This window comes from Betaproteobacteria bacterium, assembly GCA_016194905.1.
GTDB lineage: Bacteria > Pseudomonadota > Gammaproteobacteria > Burkholderiales > JACQAP01 > JACQAP01.
This window is the reverse complement of sequence record JACQAP010000018.1, coordinates 1-16,857: the sequence shown is the minus strand read 5'-3', so window position 1 is coordinate 16,857 and position 16,857 is coordinate 1. Positions and strand designations below refer to the sequence as shown.

Here is a 16,857-nt window from a genome sequence, read left to right as displayed (position 1 = left end):
CGCCACTTCGTGGTGGGCGATGCGCTAAACCCCATTTTTGCAGACCAGAGCATTGCAGCGCCCATCGGCAAACGTGTACATAACCGCCATTTTGACTCATTTCTCATCGGGTAAGACGCGACACATCTTCAAATTGCCAGACAGCGACAATGGACGTATATTCATCGAGAAGAAGTGGCATTGGCCGGGGTGCTTCACGCGCCAGATTGGTGGACCGCGTGAAACAGCAAATCACACGCTGGCAGTCAACATACGACTTGCGCTCTGGAATTTTGGAGGGGGAGTCCCTATGGACGTGAACCGTCGGCAGTTTTTCAAGGCCTGCGCGGCCGGACTCGGTGGCTCGAGCCTTGCGCTGCTCGGCTTTTCTCCACAACCGGTGCTGGCTGAAACGCGTAACTTCAAGCTGGCCCGCACCACCGAGACACGCAACACGTGCCCTTACTGCGCCGTTGGCTGCGGCATCATCATGTACAGCCTCGGCGATAAGGCAAAGAACGCCAAGTCGGAAATCATTCACATCGAAGGCGACCCGGATCATCCGGTAAACCGCGGCACCCTCTGTCCCAAAGGCGCCGGGCTTCTCGATTTCGTTCACAGCCCGAATCGCCTCCAATATCCCGAGTATCGCGCCGCCGGCTCGAACGACTGGAAACGTATGTCGTGGGACGAGGCGCTCGACAAAATCGCCGGGCTGATGAAGGCCGACCGCGATGCGAACTTCGTCGCCAAGACGGACGACGGTCTCATCGTCAATCGCTGGCTCACCACCGGCATGTTGGCGGCATCGGCCTCCAGCAACGAATCCGGCTACCTCACTCAAAAGGTGATGCGTAGCATGGGAGCACTCGTATTCGATAATCAAGCTCGCGTCTGACACGGCCCGACGGTGGCCAGTCTGGCCCCGACGTTTGGCCGCGGTGCGATGACCAACCACTGGGTTGACATCAAAAACGCCGACATCGTGCTGATCATGGGTGGCAACGCCGCGGAGGCCCACCCGTGCGGATTCAAGTGGGTCACCGAAGCCAAGGCGCATAACAAGGCCAAGCTGATCGTCGTCGATCCACGCTTCACCCGCTCGGCCGCGATGGCCGATTACTACGCGCCGATTCGCGTGGGAACCGACATCGCATTTCTCGGCGGCGTCATCAACTATCTGCTCTCCAGCGACAAGATACAGAAGGAGTACGTCAAGGCGTACACCAACGCGTCGTTTGTCTTGAATGAGAAATACGGCTTCGCAGACGGACTCTTCAGCGGCTACAGCGACGTCAAGCGAAGCTACGATCCTGCGACGTGGGTTTACGATAAGGACAAGGCCGGCTTCGCGGTCGTCGACGAAACTCTGCAAAATCCACGCTGCGTGTTCCAGGTAATGAAAGCACACTACTCGCGCTACACGCCCGAGATGGTGTCGAAGATCTGCGGCACCCCGAAGGAAGCGTTCCTCAAGATCTGCGAAATGATCGGCTCGACCGCGGCGCCGGACCGGGCGATGACCATCCTGTACGCGCTGGGCTGGACGCAGCACTCGACGGGCTCGCAGATGATCCGCACCGCGGCGATAATGCAACTGCTGCTCGGCAACATCGGCATATCGGGCGGTGGTATGAACGCCCTGCGCGGCCACAGCAACATCCAGGGGCTCACGGATTTGGGGTTGCTCTCCAGCGCGCTGCCGGGTTACTTCGGCCTGCCCAGGCAGAGGGAGCAGTCCTTCGAGGATTATGTGAAGGCGCGGGCGCTCAAGCCGCTGCGGCCGAACCAGATGAGCTACTGGCAGAACTTCCCCAAGTTCTATGTAAGCCTCATGAAGGCCTGGTACGGCAATGCCGCGACCAAGGACAACAACTGGGCGTTCGAGTATCTGCCGAAGCTCGACAGGGAATACGACATCCTGCAAGCGTTCGAGTTGATGGGACAGGGCAAGATCCACGGCTATATCTGCCAGGGCTTCAACCCAGTCGGCTCGTTCCCGAACAAGGCGAAGATCGTCGGCGCGCTATCGAAGCTCAAGTTCCTGGTGATTATTGATCCATTGGCAACCGAGACCTCGGAATTCTGGAAGAACTACGGGCCTTATAACGACGTCGATCCGGCCAAAATTCCGACCGAAGTGTTCCGTCTGCCGTCTACGTGCTTCGCCGAGGAGGAGGGCTCGCTGACCAATTCCGGTCGCTGGCTGCAATGGCATTGGAAGGGCGCCGATCCTCCGGGCGAGGCCAGGGGTGACCCCGAAATCATCGCCGGGCTGTTCACGCGGATCCGCGCCATGTATGCCAAGGACGGGGGCGCCTTTCCGGACCCGATCGTCAACCTGACCTGGGCCTACAAGATTCCTGCGGTGCCCGCACCGGAGGAGATCGCCATGGAGTACAACGGCAAGGCGCTCGCCGACCTGACTGATCCGAAGGACGCGACCAAGGTGCTGGTCAAGGCTGGCGATCAGATTCCGAGCTTCGCGTTTCTGCGCGATGACGGGACGACCTCCTGCGGCTGCTGGATCTACTCCGGCGCGTGGACGCAAGCCGGCAACCAGATGGCGCGCCGTGACAACAGTGATCCCTACGGTATCGGCCAGACGCTGAACTGGGCTTGGGCGTGGCCCGTCAATCGGCGAATCTTGTACAACCGCGCTTCCAGCGACCCGTCGGGCAAGCCATGGGACCTCAAACGCAAATTGGTATTCTGGAACGGCAAGGCTTGGGGCGGTGCCGACACGCCGGATATGCGTCCCGATGCCGCACCGGACGAAAACGTCGGGCCGTTCATCATGACCGCCGAAGGTGTCGCCAAGCTGTTCACACCGGTCGGCCTGGTGGACGGGCCGCTCCCCGAGCACTACGAGCCATTCGAATCGCCCATCTCGGTGAACCCGATGCATCCGCAAAGCCCGAACGTTCGGGCGAATCCGGCGGCACGGGTGTTCAAGAACGACCTGGAGGCTTTCGGCACGCCGAAGGAATTCCCCTACGCGGCCACGACGTATCGTCTCACTGAGCACTTTCACTACTGGACCAAGCACGTCGAATCGAATGCCATCACGCAACCGCAACAGTTTGTGGAGATCGGCGAAGACTTGGCCAAGGAAAAAGGCATCAAGGACGGCGACAAGGTCAAGGTGCGATCGAACCGCGGGCAGATCGAGACCGTTGCCGTGGTGACCAAGCGGATCAAGGCGCTGGAGTGCAACGGACAGAAGGTGCACACCGTCGGCATTCCGAACCACTGGGGCTTCAAGGGCGTGGCGAAGATGGGCTATCTCGCCAACACCCTGACGCCGTTTGTGGGCGACGCGAACACGCAGACGCCCGAATTCAAGGCGTTCATCGTGACCATCGACAAAGCGTAGCGGAGGCCGCCATGTCATCCCTGCAATCGCTTGACCTCAAGCAGCGCTCCGCCACGACAACACCTTCGCCTTCGGTCCGCAGCACCGTCGAAGTCGCCAAGCTGATCGACATCTCGAAATGCATCGGCTGCAAGGCGTGCCAGGTGGCATGCGGCGAGTGGAACGATGTCCGCGACGCGGTCGGCCATAACGTCGGCGTCTACGACAACCCCGCCGACTTGTCGGCCGATACGTGGACCGTGATGCGCTTTACCGAGTATGAGGAGGAAAATGGCAAGCTGGAGTGGTTGATCCGCAAAGACGGCTGCATGCACTGCGCCGACCCGGGGTGCCTCAAGGCCTGCCCGGCCCCCGGTGCAATCGTGCAGTATTCGAACGGCATCGTCGACTTTATCGAGGAACATTGCATCGGCTGCGGCTCTTGCGTGACCGGCTGCCCGTTCAATATCCCGCGAATCTCCAAGCAGGACAACAAGGCGTACAAGTGCACGTTGTGCTCCGACCGCGTCGGCGTGGGCCTCGAGCCGGCGTGCGTCAAGACCTGCCCGACCGGCGCGATCACCTTCGGCAGCAAGGAGGACATGATCGAGCAAGCCGATGAGCGGATTGTCGATCTGAAAGAGCGCGGCTACCAGAATGCGGGCCTGTATGACCCGCAAGGCGTGGGGGGCACGCACGTCATGTACGTGTTGAAGCACGCCGACAAGCCCGAGATCTACCACGGGCTTCCCGCAGACCCGCACATCAGTCCGATGGTCGGCCTCTGGAAGGGCGCACTGAAGCCGCTTGCGCTACTGGTCATGGGCGTCACGGCGCTCGCCGGGTTCTTCCACTACGTCAAGGTCGGACCGAACGACGCGGACGCGGAGGACGAGAGCGCCGAAACGCCGGCTAAGCATTAGGAGCCCGAGATGAATCCTAAGACACAAGTCCAACGGTACTCCGACAGTGAAAGAGTCAATCATTGGATCGTCGCCATCGCCTTCATCCTGGCGGGACTGTCCGGGCTGTCGATGTTTCACCCGGCACTGTTCTGGCTCAGCAATCTGTTCGGCGGAGGCCCGTGGACGCGCATCCTGCACCCGTTCATCGGCGTGGTGATGTTCGCCGCATTCCTCTCAATGATGTTGCGCTTCTGGAACTACAACAAGATCGAGGACCGCGACTGGCGGTGGTTGAAACAATGGCGCGACGTCGTCAATAACCGGGAGGACAAGCTGCCCGAAGTCGGGCGCTACAACGCCGGCCAGAAGGTGTTGTTCTGGCTGATGGTGATCTGCACGGTCACGTTGTTCGTCACCGGCGTGCTGTTCTGGCGGCCGTGGTTCGCCGACTATTTCCCGATCACGCTTGTGCGCCTGGCGACGCTGCTGCACTCGGCTGCGGCAACGGTGCTGATCATCGGCATCATCGTCCATATCTATGCCGCGATCTGGATCAAGGGTTCGATTCGCGCCATGATGCGCGGTACCGTGTCCGCCAAGTGGGCGGCGAAGCACCACCGGGCGTGGTTGCGGGAGAAGACCAAGCAGGGCTAGCTCATAATGCAAGACCCCGGGGGCGAGCATGCTCGTCCCGGTTTCGTTCATTGTTGCGCGTGCCGCACAAGACCATCATGCAACAGAAGCTGTTGACGCCGGAAGAGATCGCCGCGCAGGGGGGATCGACGATTCCCTACCTGCGCCTGCCCGAGCGCGCTGCCGCGTTCGCGGAGCGCGCCGCACGGCTGCGTGCGCTCGCCAAGGGACACGCGATGGAAGGATACCTGGAGTTCATCGCGCTCCTTGCCGACGAACAACAGTCATTGCTCGAGCACATGCCGCCAGTGCGGCTGCCGTCGCCCACCGCCATCGCGCAGTGCAACGAGCATGGCATTCCGCCGCTCAATTTTCAAACGCACGCCCGCGATCAGCAGTGGTGCAACGGACTGCGGTACCTGCTGCGCTCGCTCGCCGAGCGCACGACGGGCCGTCTCAACCAGGTCGTCGTCACGCTGGAGGGTAGCCGCGACGAGCTCTATGAGGCGCAAGCGAGCAAGCTGTTGGCCGGCATCGCGTTCGGTCTCGACATCGCGACCGCGCCGCTGATCGGCGCCGGCCTGCAGGTCTATTTCACGCATCTGGCGATCGCGCTGGGTGACCAAGTGTTCCCGCGGCCTGACGTGGCGACCATCTGCCCATGCTGCGGCTGTCGACCGACCGCGAGCGTGGCGCGCATCGGTGCCAAGGAGGCGGGCTATCGCTTCCTGCACTGCGCGCTGTGCAACGCCGAATGGCACATGGTGCGCATCAAATGCACCAACTGCGAGAGCACCAAAGGCGTCAGTTATCTCGCGCTCGACGACAGTGCGCCCGTCGACAAGAAAGCGGTGAAGGCCGAAGTCTGCGAGGAGTGCGGTACGTATCTCAAAATCTGCTACATGGATCGCGACCCGCATGTTGAGCCGGTCGCCGACGATCTCGCGTCGCTGCCACTCGATCTGCTCGTTGCCGACACCGGCAAGCGCCCCTCCGGCATCAATTTCATGCTGATTCACGGCGATCCGGGACCAGAATGAGCGCCTCGCCGCTCGAATCCACGGTCCGTGGCTCGAAGGCGCAGTTGAAGCAGTTGCCTTCTGTCGATCGGGTACTCAAACTTCCGGCGGTCTCGGTGCTGATCGACGCGCACGGTCGGGCCTTTGTCACCGGCGAGGTCCGTGCGCTGCTGCGCGACTGGCGCGAAGCGCGGCTCCTGGGCAAACCCGTCCACGCGGTCGATGAGGCCGGTATCGCGGCGGCGCTGTCCGCGCGGATCGACTCGCGGCTCACCCCGGCATTGAAGCCGGTCTTCAACCTGACCGGCACCGTGCTGCACACCAACCTGGGCCGCGCGCTGCTACCCGAAGAAGCGATCGTTGCCGTGGCGCAGGCGATGCACGCGCCGACGAATCTGGAATTCGATCTCGACAGCGGAGCGCGCGGCGACCGCGATGCGCTGGTCGAGGATCTCGTCTGCGAGCTCACCGGCGCGCAAGCCGCGACTGTCGTCAACAACAATGCGTCGGCGGTGTTGCTGACCATCGCGGCGCTCGCTGCCAAACGTGAAGTCATCGTGTCGCGCGGGGAGCTGGTCGAGATCGGCGGGTCGTTTCGGATGCCCGACGTCATGAAATGTGCCGGCGCCAAAATGATCGAAGTGGGCACGACCAACCGAACGCACGCGCGCGACTATGTCGGCGCGGTCACGGCCAAGAGCGCGCTGATAATGAAGGTCCACGCGAGCAACTACGTCGTAAGGGGCTTTACCGCGGCAGTCGACGAAGATCAACTAGCGGACATCGCGCACCGCGCGGGTCTCCCCCTCGCCGTCGATCTGGGCAGTGGCAGCCTGGTCGACCTCGCGCAATACGGGCTGCCGCATGAACCGATGCCGCAGGAGGCGCTGGCCAACGGTGCGGATATCGTCACCTTCAGCGGCGACAAGCTTCTCGGGGGACCGCAGGCGGGGCTGATCATCGGCAAGCGCGAATGGATCAGCAAGATCAAGAAGCACCCGCTCAAGCGCGCGTTGCGGGTCTCCAAGCTGACCATGGCCGCGCTGGAAGCCACGCTCGCCTTGTATCGCCATCCGGAGCAGTTGACGAGGCGCCTGCCGACGCTGCGTCTACTGACACGGCCCCTGGCAGAAATCGACGCGCTCGCCAAGAGCGTCGCGCCTGCGCTGGCACGGGCGGTCGGAGCGCAGTTTGACGTCGTCTGCGGCGCGGTCCACAGCCAAATCGGGAGCGGATCGCTGCCAATCGACCTCCTACCGAGTGCGGGCCTCTTCGTTCGCTGCCGTAAGGAAGGCAAAGGCACGGGACGGCGACTCAACGCCCTGGCCGCCGCGCTGCGCGCACTGCCGGTGCCGGTTATCGGCCGCATCGCGGACAATGCGCTGATTCTCGACCTGCGCACGCTCGAAGACGAAGCGGCATTCGTCGCCCAGTTGCCAAGACTCAACGTTCGTCCAATCGCGTCATGATTGTCGGTACTGCGGGGCACATCGATCACGGCAAGACGACGCTGGTGCGTGCGCTGACCGGCGTGGACACCGATCGCCTGCCCGAGGAGAAGGCGCGCGGCATCTCGATCGAGCTGGGTTACGCGTACCGTCCACTGGACAACGGCGAGGTCCTTGGCTTCGTCGATGTTCCCGGCCACGAACGCTTCGTTCACACCATGCTGTCCGGTGCAACGGGGATCGATTTCGCGCTGCTGGTCGTGGCCGCGGACGATGGCGTAATGCCGCAGACGCGTGAGCACCTCAATATTCTCTTGCTCCTCGGTATCGCTGCGGGTGCCATCGCGCTGACCAAGATCGACATGGTCGACGAAGCGCGCGTCGTCACAGTCGAACATGAACTGCGCGCGTTGCTAGCGGGTACTGCGTTTGCGGACGCGCCGATCTTTCCTGTTTCCGGGCGGACCGGCGCGGGGCTCGAAGCGCTGCAGCGCTTCCTGAGCGAATTTGTGCAGCAGCGCGACCGACACGTGGAGGATGCGTATTTCCGGCTCGCGGTCGATCGGTCGTTCACGCTGCCTGGCGTCGGCACTGTGGTCACAGGAACTGTGCACTCGGGACAAGTGCAAGTCGGCGCCAGCATGGTGATCGCGCCTTCCGGCCGCGGAGTCCGCGTGCGGAGCATCCACGCCCAAAATCGGCCCGCCGAGTTCGGCACGACCGGCCAGCGCTGCGCGCTCAATCTGGCCGGCTTCGCGCGCGAAGACGTCGTACGTGGCGACTGGGTCGTCGCGCCATCGATTTGGCTTGCAAGCGGACGCTTTGACGCGCGGCTCGCGCTGCTCGCCGACGAGCCGAAGGCCTTGCGCTCCGGCACGAATGTGCATGTCCATTGTGGAGCAGCGCATGTTCCCGCGCGGCTGGTCGTGCTGGATGAAGACGTCAGTGCAGAGCTCCATCGCGACGAATTGGCGCCAGGTGCGAACCGGCTCGTGCAACTAATTCTGCAACACTCGATCGCGGCGTGGCATGGCGATCGCTTCATTGTCCGCGATGCGTCGGCGACGCGGACCATCGGCGGCGGGCGAGTGCTCGACCCGTTCGCGCCCGCGCGCTATCGCAAATCACCTGAGCGCTTGGCCGTGCTGGCCGCGCTGGAAGCCGCGACGCCGGGCGCCCAGCTTGCCGCGCTGGTCGAACAGGCGCCATTCGGCGTCGATCTGAAACGCTTTGCGTGCGCCGGCAACGTGCGCAACCTCGACGCGCACCTCGGCCTCCTCGCCGCGCGCCGTATCACAACCACCGACATCGATTTCACCATCGGCAACGATCATTGGCGCGTGCTGCAGCAGCATGCCGTTGAAGCGCTCGCCGCGTTCCACTGCGCGCACCCTGACGAGCCCGGTCCTGATCGAGCACGGCTCAAGCGCATCGCTTTTCCGCGGCTCGACGCAGCATTGGTCGGCGCGCTGGTCGCGGACCTCATCGCGGCCGGCAAAATCCGGCGAGATGGACCGTGGCTGCATCTTCCGGAACACGACAACGCACCCACTGCGCAGGAACGCGCGCTGGTGGAGAAGATCCTGCCGCGGCTCCTCGATGCGCCATTCGACCCACCATGGGTACGCGATCTGGCGAAGGGCGCCGCGCAGCCGGAAGCGCTGGTGCGCGCGGCGATGATCCGCGCCTCCAAGCGCGGGGAGATGTTTCAGATCGTGTGCGACCTCTTCTACCACCCGGCGGCGATTCGCGACTTGGCAGCGACCGCCAACAGCTTGCACATGGTTGATGGTGAAGTGCGCGCGGCGGCGTTTCGCGACGCCACCGGCCTCGGACGAAAGCGCGCGATCCAGATCCTCGAATTCTTCGATCGCGTCGGTTTCACGCGGCGCGTGCATGACAAGCATCTCGTGCGTGCCGACAATCTGCTTGCGCTCGACATTTCCCATGCCCGGCCGAATAACGTGGTCGTCGTACGGTCGGCCAAGGAGTAGCTCGCAACATGAGGAAGAGAATCGTCCCTGGTGGGGCGGCCGGGCCTCAAACCCGGTTGGGAGCGCTATGCGCTTCCGGGTGGGTTCGACTCCCATTCTCTTCCGCCACGACTACGCTTGCGTCGGCCGCGCCAAGCGCGCCCGGCCTAGCTTGAAGCCGTTGTGTCGCCGGTCCGGCGCAGACTCATGAAAGAGGGACCAAATTTTCAGTATCGCATTGGATTCCGACCTCCGCCTCCATATTCAGAAGAGATTTTCCGCGGCCCACTGCTGCCAGCGCCAGGTATCGGCGCACATGGCGTCGATGCCAAGCCGCGCCTGCCAGCCGAGCGCTTCACGGGCGAGGGCAGGGTCGGCATAGCACTGACCGATGTCTCCCGGCCGGCGAGCAACAATGCGATAGGGCACCGCCTTGCCGCTGGCAGCGGAAAATGCCTTCACCATCTCCAGTACGCTGTAACCCCGTCCCGTGCCGAGATTTGCAGTCACAACGCCAGTGCGCTCGCGCAAGGCGTTCATCGCCGCGAGATGGCCGCGTGCGAGATCGACGACGTGAATATAGTCGCGCACACCGGTACCGTCAGGTGTCGGATAGTCATTTCCATATATCGACAACTCCTTCAGCTTACCCGCTGCAACCTGAGCGACATAAGGAATCAGGTTATTGGGTATGCCGCTCGGATCCTCGCCAATCAAACCGGAAACATGAGCCCCTACCGGATTGAAATAACGCAGGAGTCCGATGCGCCATGCGGAATCGGTTTTCGCCACGTCTCGCAGGATATCCTCGATCATCAGCTTCGTGCGGCCGTAGGGATTGGTGGCCGACAATGGAAAATCTTCGCGAATCGGCACCGTCCTGGGCTCGCCGTACACAGTTGCAGAGGATGAAAACACGATCGTCTTCAGCCCGGCCTCCAGCATGCACTCGACGAGCGCCACGCTGCCCGAGACGTTGTTATCGTAATACGCAAGTGGCTGGGCGGCAGACTCACCGACTGCCTTCAGGCCGGCGAAATGGATTACCGCGTCAAAGTGGTGGTCGGCGAACAGTTGCCGCAGGGCAGGGCGGTCGCGAACGTCGATTTGCGCGAAACCCGGCCGCCGGCCGGCAATGCGCTCGATGCGGTCAAGCACCGAGGCCTTGCTGTTGTGCAGGTTGTCGATGATGAACACATCGTGGCCAGCTGTCATGAGCTCGACAACGGTGTGGGAGCCGATATAGCCGGTGCCGCCGGTGACGAAAATTGTCATTCAAGCCCTGACGATATTGTTTGAAGCGACCTGGTAGACACCACGGGTATCAACGATGAGTTGCGAATTTCTGCGTATCATCTCGTAGTCAAACACATCATGATTTGTAGCAATCAGCACAAGATCGTAACCGGCGAGGTTCTCGGCATTTATCGTTACGCTCGTAAGGTCAAAGTGATACTTGCGCATCCTTGGGAACGCCGGAACGTGTGGGTCGGAATAATCAACGCGCGCTCCTTTGGCAATAAGCAGTTCCATCAGCTCGACTGAAGGAGATTCACGCATATCGTCAACATTTTTCTTATAAGCTATGCCGAGCACGAGGATCCGGCTTCCCTTGACGGGTTTTCGCTGTTCATTGAGCGCGTCGACTACTTTGCTTACTACCCAGGACGGCATGGCGCTGTTAATCTCGCCGGCCAATTCAATGAAACGTGTATGCACTCCATATTGACGGGCCTTCCATGTCAGGTAGAAGGGATCTATCGGGATGCAATGCCCGCCGAGACCTGGTCCTGGAAAATAAGGTACGAAGCCAAATGGCTTGGTCGCGGCCGCGCGAATTACCTCGTGGATGTCAATGCCCATCCGATCCGCGATGATCTTCATCTCGTTGACAAGGCCGATATTAACGGCTCTGTGTATGTTCTCTAGCAATTTGGTCAGCTCGGCAGCCTGAGTCGAGCTCACGGGTACCACCGTGTCAACTGCCTGGCGGTATAGTTCCAGCCCCACTTCGAGACATGATGGGGTAGATCCACCACACACTTTCGCAATGGTCCGCGTGGTGAAATGCGGATTGCCCGGGTCTTCCCGCTCGGGAGAGAAACACAGAAAAACATCCTCCCCAACTTTGAATCCGCGTCGCTCGAGTCTCGGCTTCAGCTCCTCTTCCGTGGTGCCGGGGTAGGTCGTGCTCTCCAAAGAGATCAGTTGTCCAGAGCGCAGATGCGGGAGTACCGATTCTGTGGTGTTTATCACGAATGAAAGATCGGGTTCTCTGGAAGGATTTAGCGGTGTAGGAACACAGATTATCAAGGCATCAGCTTCACCTGTACGCGAGAAGTCGGTCGTTGCCTCAAACCCGTGGGATTTGGCCGATGCAACCGCAGTACTTGGAATATGAATGAAGTAGCTCCGCCCCGAGTTGATTGCTGCTGCTTTAGCATCATCGATATCGAACCCGATTACTCGAAATCCGACTTCCGAAAAGCGTAATGCAAGAGGCAGCCCTACGTAACCAAGACCGATAATTCCCACAATCGAAGTTCGCTTGCGAAACCGTTCAATCAACGCAACTGCGGACGCACTTCTTGCACTCATTTCTAAGTCTCCTTCACTTGATTCAAAACAAATCTATATCGAACTATGGTCTTGCTGTTCGGATCGGTTTCAACAATGGAAAATTGTCAGATTCTCGATTCGCCATTCATGGTTCTTCGCGATTTACGATTATCCATTCACGATCAACCTTGCCGACGGCGACGTAGGCAGCGGCATTGACAATCACTGGGCCGAACTGCATCGGCCAGTGCGCCGTGTATCGCAGTAAGCGTAATTCGCATCAGAACACCGGGTTCCGCCAGGAAACCCGGAAGATACTGCCCGTAGGCGTTTTTGACCAGTGGCAACGCCAACCGCCCGAGCCATATCCTGACGTTTCTCGACAATTGAGCCAGGCGGCGAGGCCTCGATCATCGATTCGTGGGTGCCAGCATTCGACTGGGCGTGGTCACGTGCCAGTGCCTGAATCCAGTTGGGAGACCGAAGCGCAGAGTGGAGATGTCGAGTAGCGGGGTCGCGGATGATAGAATTGCCATTGACGTTTGGAACGCATCGAATCATATGAATATCGAATCAACATTGAGTATGCCCAATGCGCTGACTGTTGATGTGGAAGACTACTTTCACGTCGCGGCGTTGGCGCCGAACATACATCGCGATAGCTGGAACTCGCGTGAATCGCGCGTGGTCGGAAACACCCAGAAATTGCTCGCCATATTCGAGCAGTTCGATGTCCAGGGGACTTTCTTCGTGCTGGGATGGGTGGCCGAGCGGTATCCACAATTGGTCAAAGATATTGCCGCAGGCGGCCACGAGATCGCCTGCCATGGGTTTTCACACCGGCTCGTATACGAGCAGTCGCCCAAAGAGTTTCACGAAGAAACGCTTCGATCCAAGAGTCTGCTCGAGGATATTACCGGGTCCGCGGTACTTGGATACCGCGCAGCAAGCTATTCCATCGTACGCGAGTCCCTTTGGGCCCTAGACATTCTGGTGGAACTCGGATTCGTCTACGACTCGAGTATTTTTCCTGTGCATCATGATCGCTATGGCATCCCGGACGCCGAGCGGGCCCCGAATCGTATGTCCACTCCGAATGGAAAATCCATCGTGGAGTGGCCGTTAGCAACGGCAACGATTCTTGGTTGCAGGCTTCCCGTGGCAGGGGGCGGATACTTCAGATTGTTGCCGTATTGGTTGTCGCGTTGGGGGCTGGCATCAATTAATCAACGCGAAGGGCGACCCTTCATCTTCTACCTGCACCCATGGGAAATCGATCCAGCGCAACCGCGCGTGCAGACCAGCTGGTTATCACGGTTTCGCCACTATACGAACCTCGAGAAGTGCGAGGAGCGGTTGCGGCGCCTGCTCGGCGAGTTCGATTTCGGAACTGCAAGAGACTGCCTGATGCAGCTCGGCTTACTTCCTCGGCCAACGAAGGCACGCTAAGCTCTTGCGGAAATGGAGCAGGCGAAATCGCGGCATTTCATACTTGCTTGCGTTAGTCGAGAACCGCATCGGTCCATGCGTGGACCTGCACGTGGGCCCGGCGCTCCAGACCGAGATCGAGGCAGACACTTGGTTCACGCTATTGCTTTTCCAGCACTAGAACCCAGTCGGTAAAGCCGGTGCCGTTGTTTCCAGGCGGCGTAAATGATGTGGAGGTGCCGGTAGTGGGAAACGTACCAATCGACATGAATGCGGCGCTGGCGGGGTTGAACCAGCGCGCCCGCACCGGGCCGCTCATTCCCGTCATGTCGATGGTGATCGATCCCGGCGGGTAATCAGGTGGCACGTAGGCAACCAGCAGCGTGCCGTCGGGCGTCGCCGCCGCGGCGACATACGCGATCGAGTCCGGCAACGAGTTATCGACGACGAGCGTATTCATCCCGGCGAGGCCGGAGGGGACCAGGTTGTACCAGGCGATCGAGCGAACGAAGGCGTTGAGCCGCGCCATGTCCCGCGCGCCTTGCGTGTTCAGGTGCAACCGCCAGTCGTCGCTGGGTGGCAAGGAATTGAACGGCCAGACGTAGCCGTTGCCCGAGATATAGCCGCCGATGCCGGAGAGCCAGCCCCACCACTGGAAGCGGCGTACCGGCTGAATCGCCGAGCTATTGACGTTATTCCCATCCGGGCCTTCCTCATCATACGGTTCTTCGAGCAGGAAGGTCGGCATCACGGATGGGTATGCATATCCGCTGCGGGCGTAGGTATTGACGTTTCCACGGAAACTATAGGCGCCTTGCAGCGTGCCGGCCTGTTGCAGTATCGGATCGATTTCATCGGTATAGATCGAGTCGCTGTTCCATTCAGCGGAGAAGTTGCGGCTCGTCTGCCCGCCGATGCTCTTCATCCCGGCGAGCATGGCCTGCTCGACGGCGAGTTCTGGATCTGTGAAGGCGGTTCCGAAGTCGCCGCCCAACATCCAGACGATGTTCCCGCGGGTCTTGTATCTGGCAGCGAGAAAGGCGCCGTAGGTCTGCATTTTGATCGAGCCGTTGGCGACCATCTCGCGCATCCAGCCCTCAGCGCCCCCTCCGGCCCCGGCGTAAGCGGGGAACATGAAGCAGAGCACGCCCTTGGATTCTGCATAAGCGAGCAGTGCATCGACGTGCGTCCAGTACGGCTCATTCGGTTGCGAGAAGTCGGGGGCCTCGGCGTTGATGTCTGTGGTGTAGGAAAGCGAGCCGGCCCAGGCCGTCATGTCTAGCCGCTTGGTGAAGGGCAGCACGCCGTTGCCGCCCAAAGTCGGGTTGTTGCCGAAAGGCGGGTTGTTGCCGCGCACGTCGTGGTTGACGACGTGAAACTCGATCGCGTTGTAGCCCTTGGCTACCGTGTCGTCGATAAACGTCTTGTAGTCCGTCTCCGCGAGCGACGTGATGAACCAGGCCGTGCGCCCAAGAATGGGGAAGGGGGCGCCGTTCTGGTCCTGCAAATATCTTCCGCTGCCCGAGGCGACCAGGGGGAAGGCAGAGACGGCCGAGCCGGCGGGAGGGGCAGAAGATGATGATCCTCCGCCACATCCCAAAAAAGCGCAGACAAGCAGACACAGGATCAGGGTAACGCCCCGCGGCCTGTTACGCGCGACGTTAAGCGGTTTCAACAACCCTCCCTTGAAGGGATAGGAAATCCATCCTCCCTGATCCTGATAGTCACCGGCGTCCTGCGCCGACGCAATGCTCCGTTACTGAAGTTGCAGCGTCGCGGCTACCGAGGGGACGCCGTTCGTATCGAGAATGAACAGCATGTAGTAGCCGGGAGGCGCCAGGTTGGCGTTGGCCGGTGCCTGCACGTTCAGCGTGCCGCCTGCTGCTGCAAACGGCAACTGCAGGAAGCGCTGGTCCTGGTTGATGGAATGGGTGACCGATCCGAGCTTGACGAGCGAGACCGATGCGATGCGCGCGGCATCGGGCGTCTGCACGGCGATGTTTCCTCCATAGGTGGCGGAGGCGGGGGCCGAGCTGATCGCGGGCCGTGCGCCCTTGAAAAGATAGGGAGGCGAGTAGAACTCCGAGCTCAACTGGTCAGTGGGTTCATTCACACCGTTGAACCGTCCGCCGCCCATGACCAGCACGCGCGCGTCAGGCAGCAACAGCGCCGTCGAGTGATACAAGCGGGGCTTCTGCATGCTCGGCAGCGTCGTCCAGGTCTCGGTGGCCGGCGACCAAAGCTCCGCACTGAGGACCGCACTGCCCACACCGATCGCATCCGTTGTCGGGCCGCCTCCGGTCGCGAGGACCGTGCCATCGGGCAGCAGTGTCAGCGTATGGAAGGTGCGCGCGAACATCATAGGCGAGGTCTGCCGCCACTGCGGTGAGGCTTGCGTCATGTCGAGTACATAAGTCGTCGCCACGGACGGAATCACTACCTGATCCGGATCGACGGAGCGTCCCGACTTCATCACTTTCCCGGAGGAGTACATGACGGAGCTGCCGCCGTCGACCGGGTTGGGGTCGACGACCGACCAGGTCTGCGTGCCGATATTGAGTACTCGCGTAACGATCATGTCTTCCGTTGTGGCCGCCGCCAGCACCCGTCCGTCGGGGAGGACGAACATGTGCGGATAATACGGGAGACCGAGGCTCGCGCCGGTCAGCTGCGTCCAGACATTGGTCTGCGGGTTGTAAATCTCGGGGATTGGAGCGAAGCACCCGTTGCAGTTGATCTCACCCGACGTCACGAGAATGCGCCCGTCCGGGAGCGTCGTCGTCGTCGGATACCAGCGCCCGACGGCCATCGGTGCGACTCTCGCCCAAGTGCGCGTCGCCGGATTGAAGAGATTGGTGTCGCTGAGACCGACGTGCGCCGCTATGTGTCCGCCAGCCACGAGAAGCCTCCCATCGGCCAGCTGGCAGTGGCCCGCGCAGAATATATTGGTGAGGTTGTTCGGAACCGACGTGAAGACACCCGTCGTGGGATTCCACAGGCGCGCATCGTTGCCGTTGTTCTGTCCGTCCCACGCGAGGATTTCCCCGGTCGACAGCAGGTTGGCGTGCACCGCGACGATTGGCCAGGCAACAGGCGCGGCCCACTGACCTGCCAGCCCTGGAGTCGCCGCGGCCACCGTCACCGAAACGGGAGCGCTCAGAGTCGTATTGTTGCTGAAATCGCGGGCGCGGGCCGTAAGGACATGGCTACCCGGAGCAACGCTTGACGGATCCCAGTTGACCGAGTAGGGCTCGACCGTCGCCTCGGCGCCGAGGGCTTGACCGTCAACAAAGAATTGAACCCCCGCAATGCCGACGTTATCCGTCGCCGTCGCCGCCACCCTGACCAGGCTAAACACGGTCGAGCCGCCGGCCGGCTCGGTGAGCGCGACGCTCGGCGGTATGGTATCCGGCGGCGCGCCGACCGCCGTATTCATATCGGTCTGGATCTCGGCTGCGCTGAGCGCGCGGTTGTAGATGCGCACCTCGTCGATGCGACCGGCAAAAAACTCATCCGGGTAACTGTCCCCGCCGATTTGCAGCGTCCCGGTCGTGGTCG

At 61.2% G+C, this 16,857-nt stretch carries 11 protein-coding genes and 1 tRNA gene; 8 read left to right on the top strand and 4 right to left on the bottom strand.

The genetic code is table 11. The annotated features are described in order from the left end of the window. Nucleotides 1-289 precede the first annotated feature (289 nt). The 7 genes from fdnG to HY067_11175 all read left to right on the top strand — a co-directional run bounded on the left by fdnG (nucleotide 290) and on the right by HY067_11175 (nucleotide 9,441). Nucleotides 290-3,355, top strand: coding sequence for a formate dehydrogenase-N subunit alpha (fdnG, locus tag HY067_11205; GenBank protein ID MBI3528523.1), 3,066 nt, complete (start codon nucleotides 290-292; stop codon nucleotides 3,353-3,355). A gap of 20 nt (nucleotides 3,356-3,375) precedes the next feature. Then, a complete protein-coding gene (gene fdxH / locus HY067_11200) occupies nucleotides 3,376-4,257 on the top strand; it encodes a formate dehydrogenase subunit beta (GenBank protein MBI3528522.1) in 882 nt (293 codons plus the stop codon). A gap of 9 nt (nucleotides 4,258-4,266) precedes the next feature. Continuing rightward, nucleotides 4,267-4,893 carry a formate dehydrogenase subunit gamma gene (locus HY067_11195; protein ID MBI3528521.1) on the top strand — a complete coding sequence of 209 codons (627 nt, stop codon included), beginning with the start codon at nucleotides 4,267-4,269 and terminating at the stop codon, nucleotides 4,891-4,893. Between the two features lie 77 nt (nucleotides 4,894-4,970). Further along, nucleotides 4,971-5,912 carry a formate dehydrogenase accessory protein FdhE gene (fdhE, locus tag HY067_11190; GenBank protein ID MBI3528520.1) on the top strand — a complete coding sequence of 314 codons (942 nt, stop codon included), beginning with the start codon at nucleotides 4,971-4,973 and terminating at the stop codon, nucleotides 5,910-5,912. Beyond that, nucleotides 5,909-7,360 carry an L-seryl-tRNA(Sec) selenium transferase gene (locus HY067_11185; protein MBI3528519.1) on the top strand — a complete coding sequence of 484 codons (1,452 nt, stop codon included), beginning with the start codon at nucleotides 5,909-5,911 and terminating at the stop codon, nucleotides 7,358-7,360. Before fdhE ends, HY067_11185 begins: the two co-directional genes overlap by 4 nt. Continuing rightward, nucleotides 7,357-9,333, top strand: a complete 1,977-nt coding sequence (selB, locus tag HY067_11180; GenBank protein ID MBI3528518.1) for a selenocysteine-specific translation elongation factor — start codon at nucleotides 7,357-7,359, stop codon at nucleotides 9,331-9,333. The genes HY067_11185 and selB overlap by 4 nt, the downstream gene beginning before the upstream one ends. A 12-nt stretch (nucleotides 9,334-9,345) precedes the next feature. Next, nucleotides 9,346-9,441 (top strand) — tRNA-Sec (locus HY067_11175). A 135-nt stretch (nucleotides 9,442-9,576) separates the two neighbouring features. Here the strand turns inward: HY067_11175 and galE are convergent. Next, nucleotides 9,577-10,587: a UDP-glucose 4-epimerase GalE gene (gene galE / locus HY067_11170; GenBank protein MBI3528517.1), complete on the bottom strand. Its 1,011-nt coding sequence runs from the start codon at nucleotides 10,585-10,587 to the stop codon at nucleotides 9,577-9,579. Beyond that, nucleotides 10,588-11,910, bottom strand: coding sequence for a nucleotide sugar dehydrogenase (locus HY067_11165; protein MBI3528516.1), 1,323 nt, complete (start codon nucleotides 11,908-11,910; stop codon nucleotides 10,588-10,590). 546 nt (nucleotides 11,911-12,456) lie between these two features. Here HY067_11165 and HY067_11160 point away from each other — a divergent pair. Continuing rightward, on the top strand, nucleotides 12,457-13,320 hold the full coding sequence (locus tag HY067_11160) for a DUF3473 domain-containing protein (GenBank protein MBI3528515.1): 864 nt from the start codon (nucleotides 12,457-12,459) through the stop codon (nucleotides 13,318-13,320). Nucleotides 13,321-13,459: 139 nt separating this feature from the next. Here the strand turns inward: HY067_11160 and HY067_11155 are convergent, their stop codons facing one another. Further along, the gene (locus HY067_11155; protein ID MBI3528514.1) at nucleotides 13,460-14,806 is read right to left on the bottom strand and encodes a DUF4038 domain-containing protein; all 1,347 of its coding nucleotides are present in this window, start codon (nucleotides 14,804-14,806) and stop codon (nucleotides 13,460-13,462) included. Between the two features lie 249 nt (nucleotides 14,807-15,055). After that, a partial coding sequence (locus tag HY067_11150; protein MBI3528513.1) for a DUF1929 domain-containing protein occupies nucleotides 15,056-16,857 on the bottom strand: 1,802 nt, incomplete at its 5' end.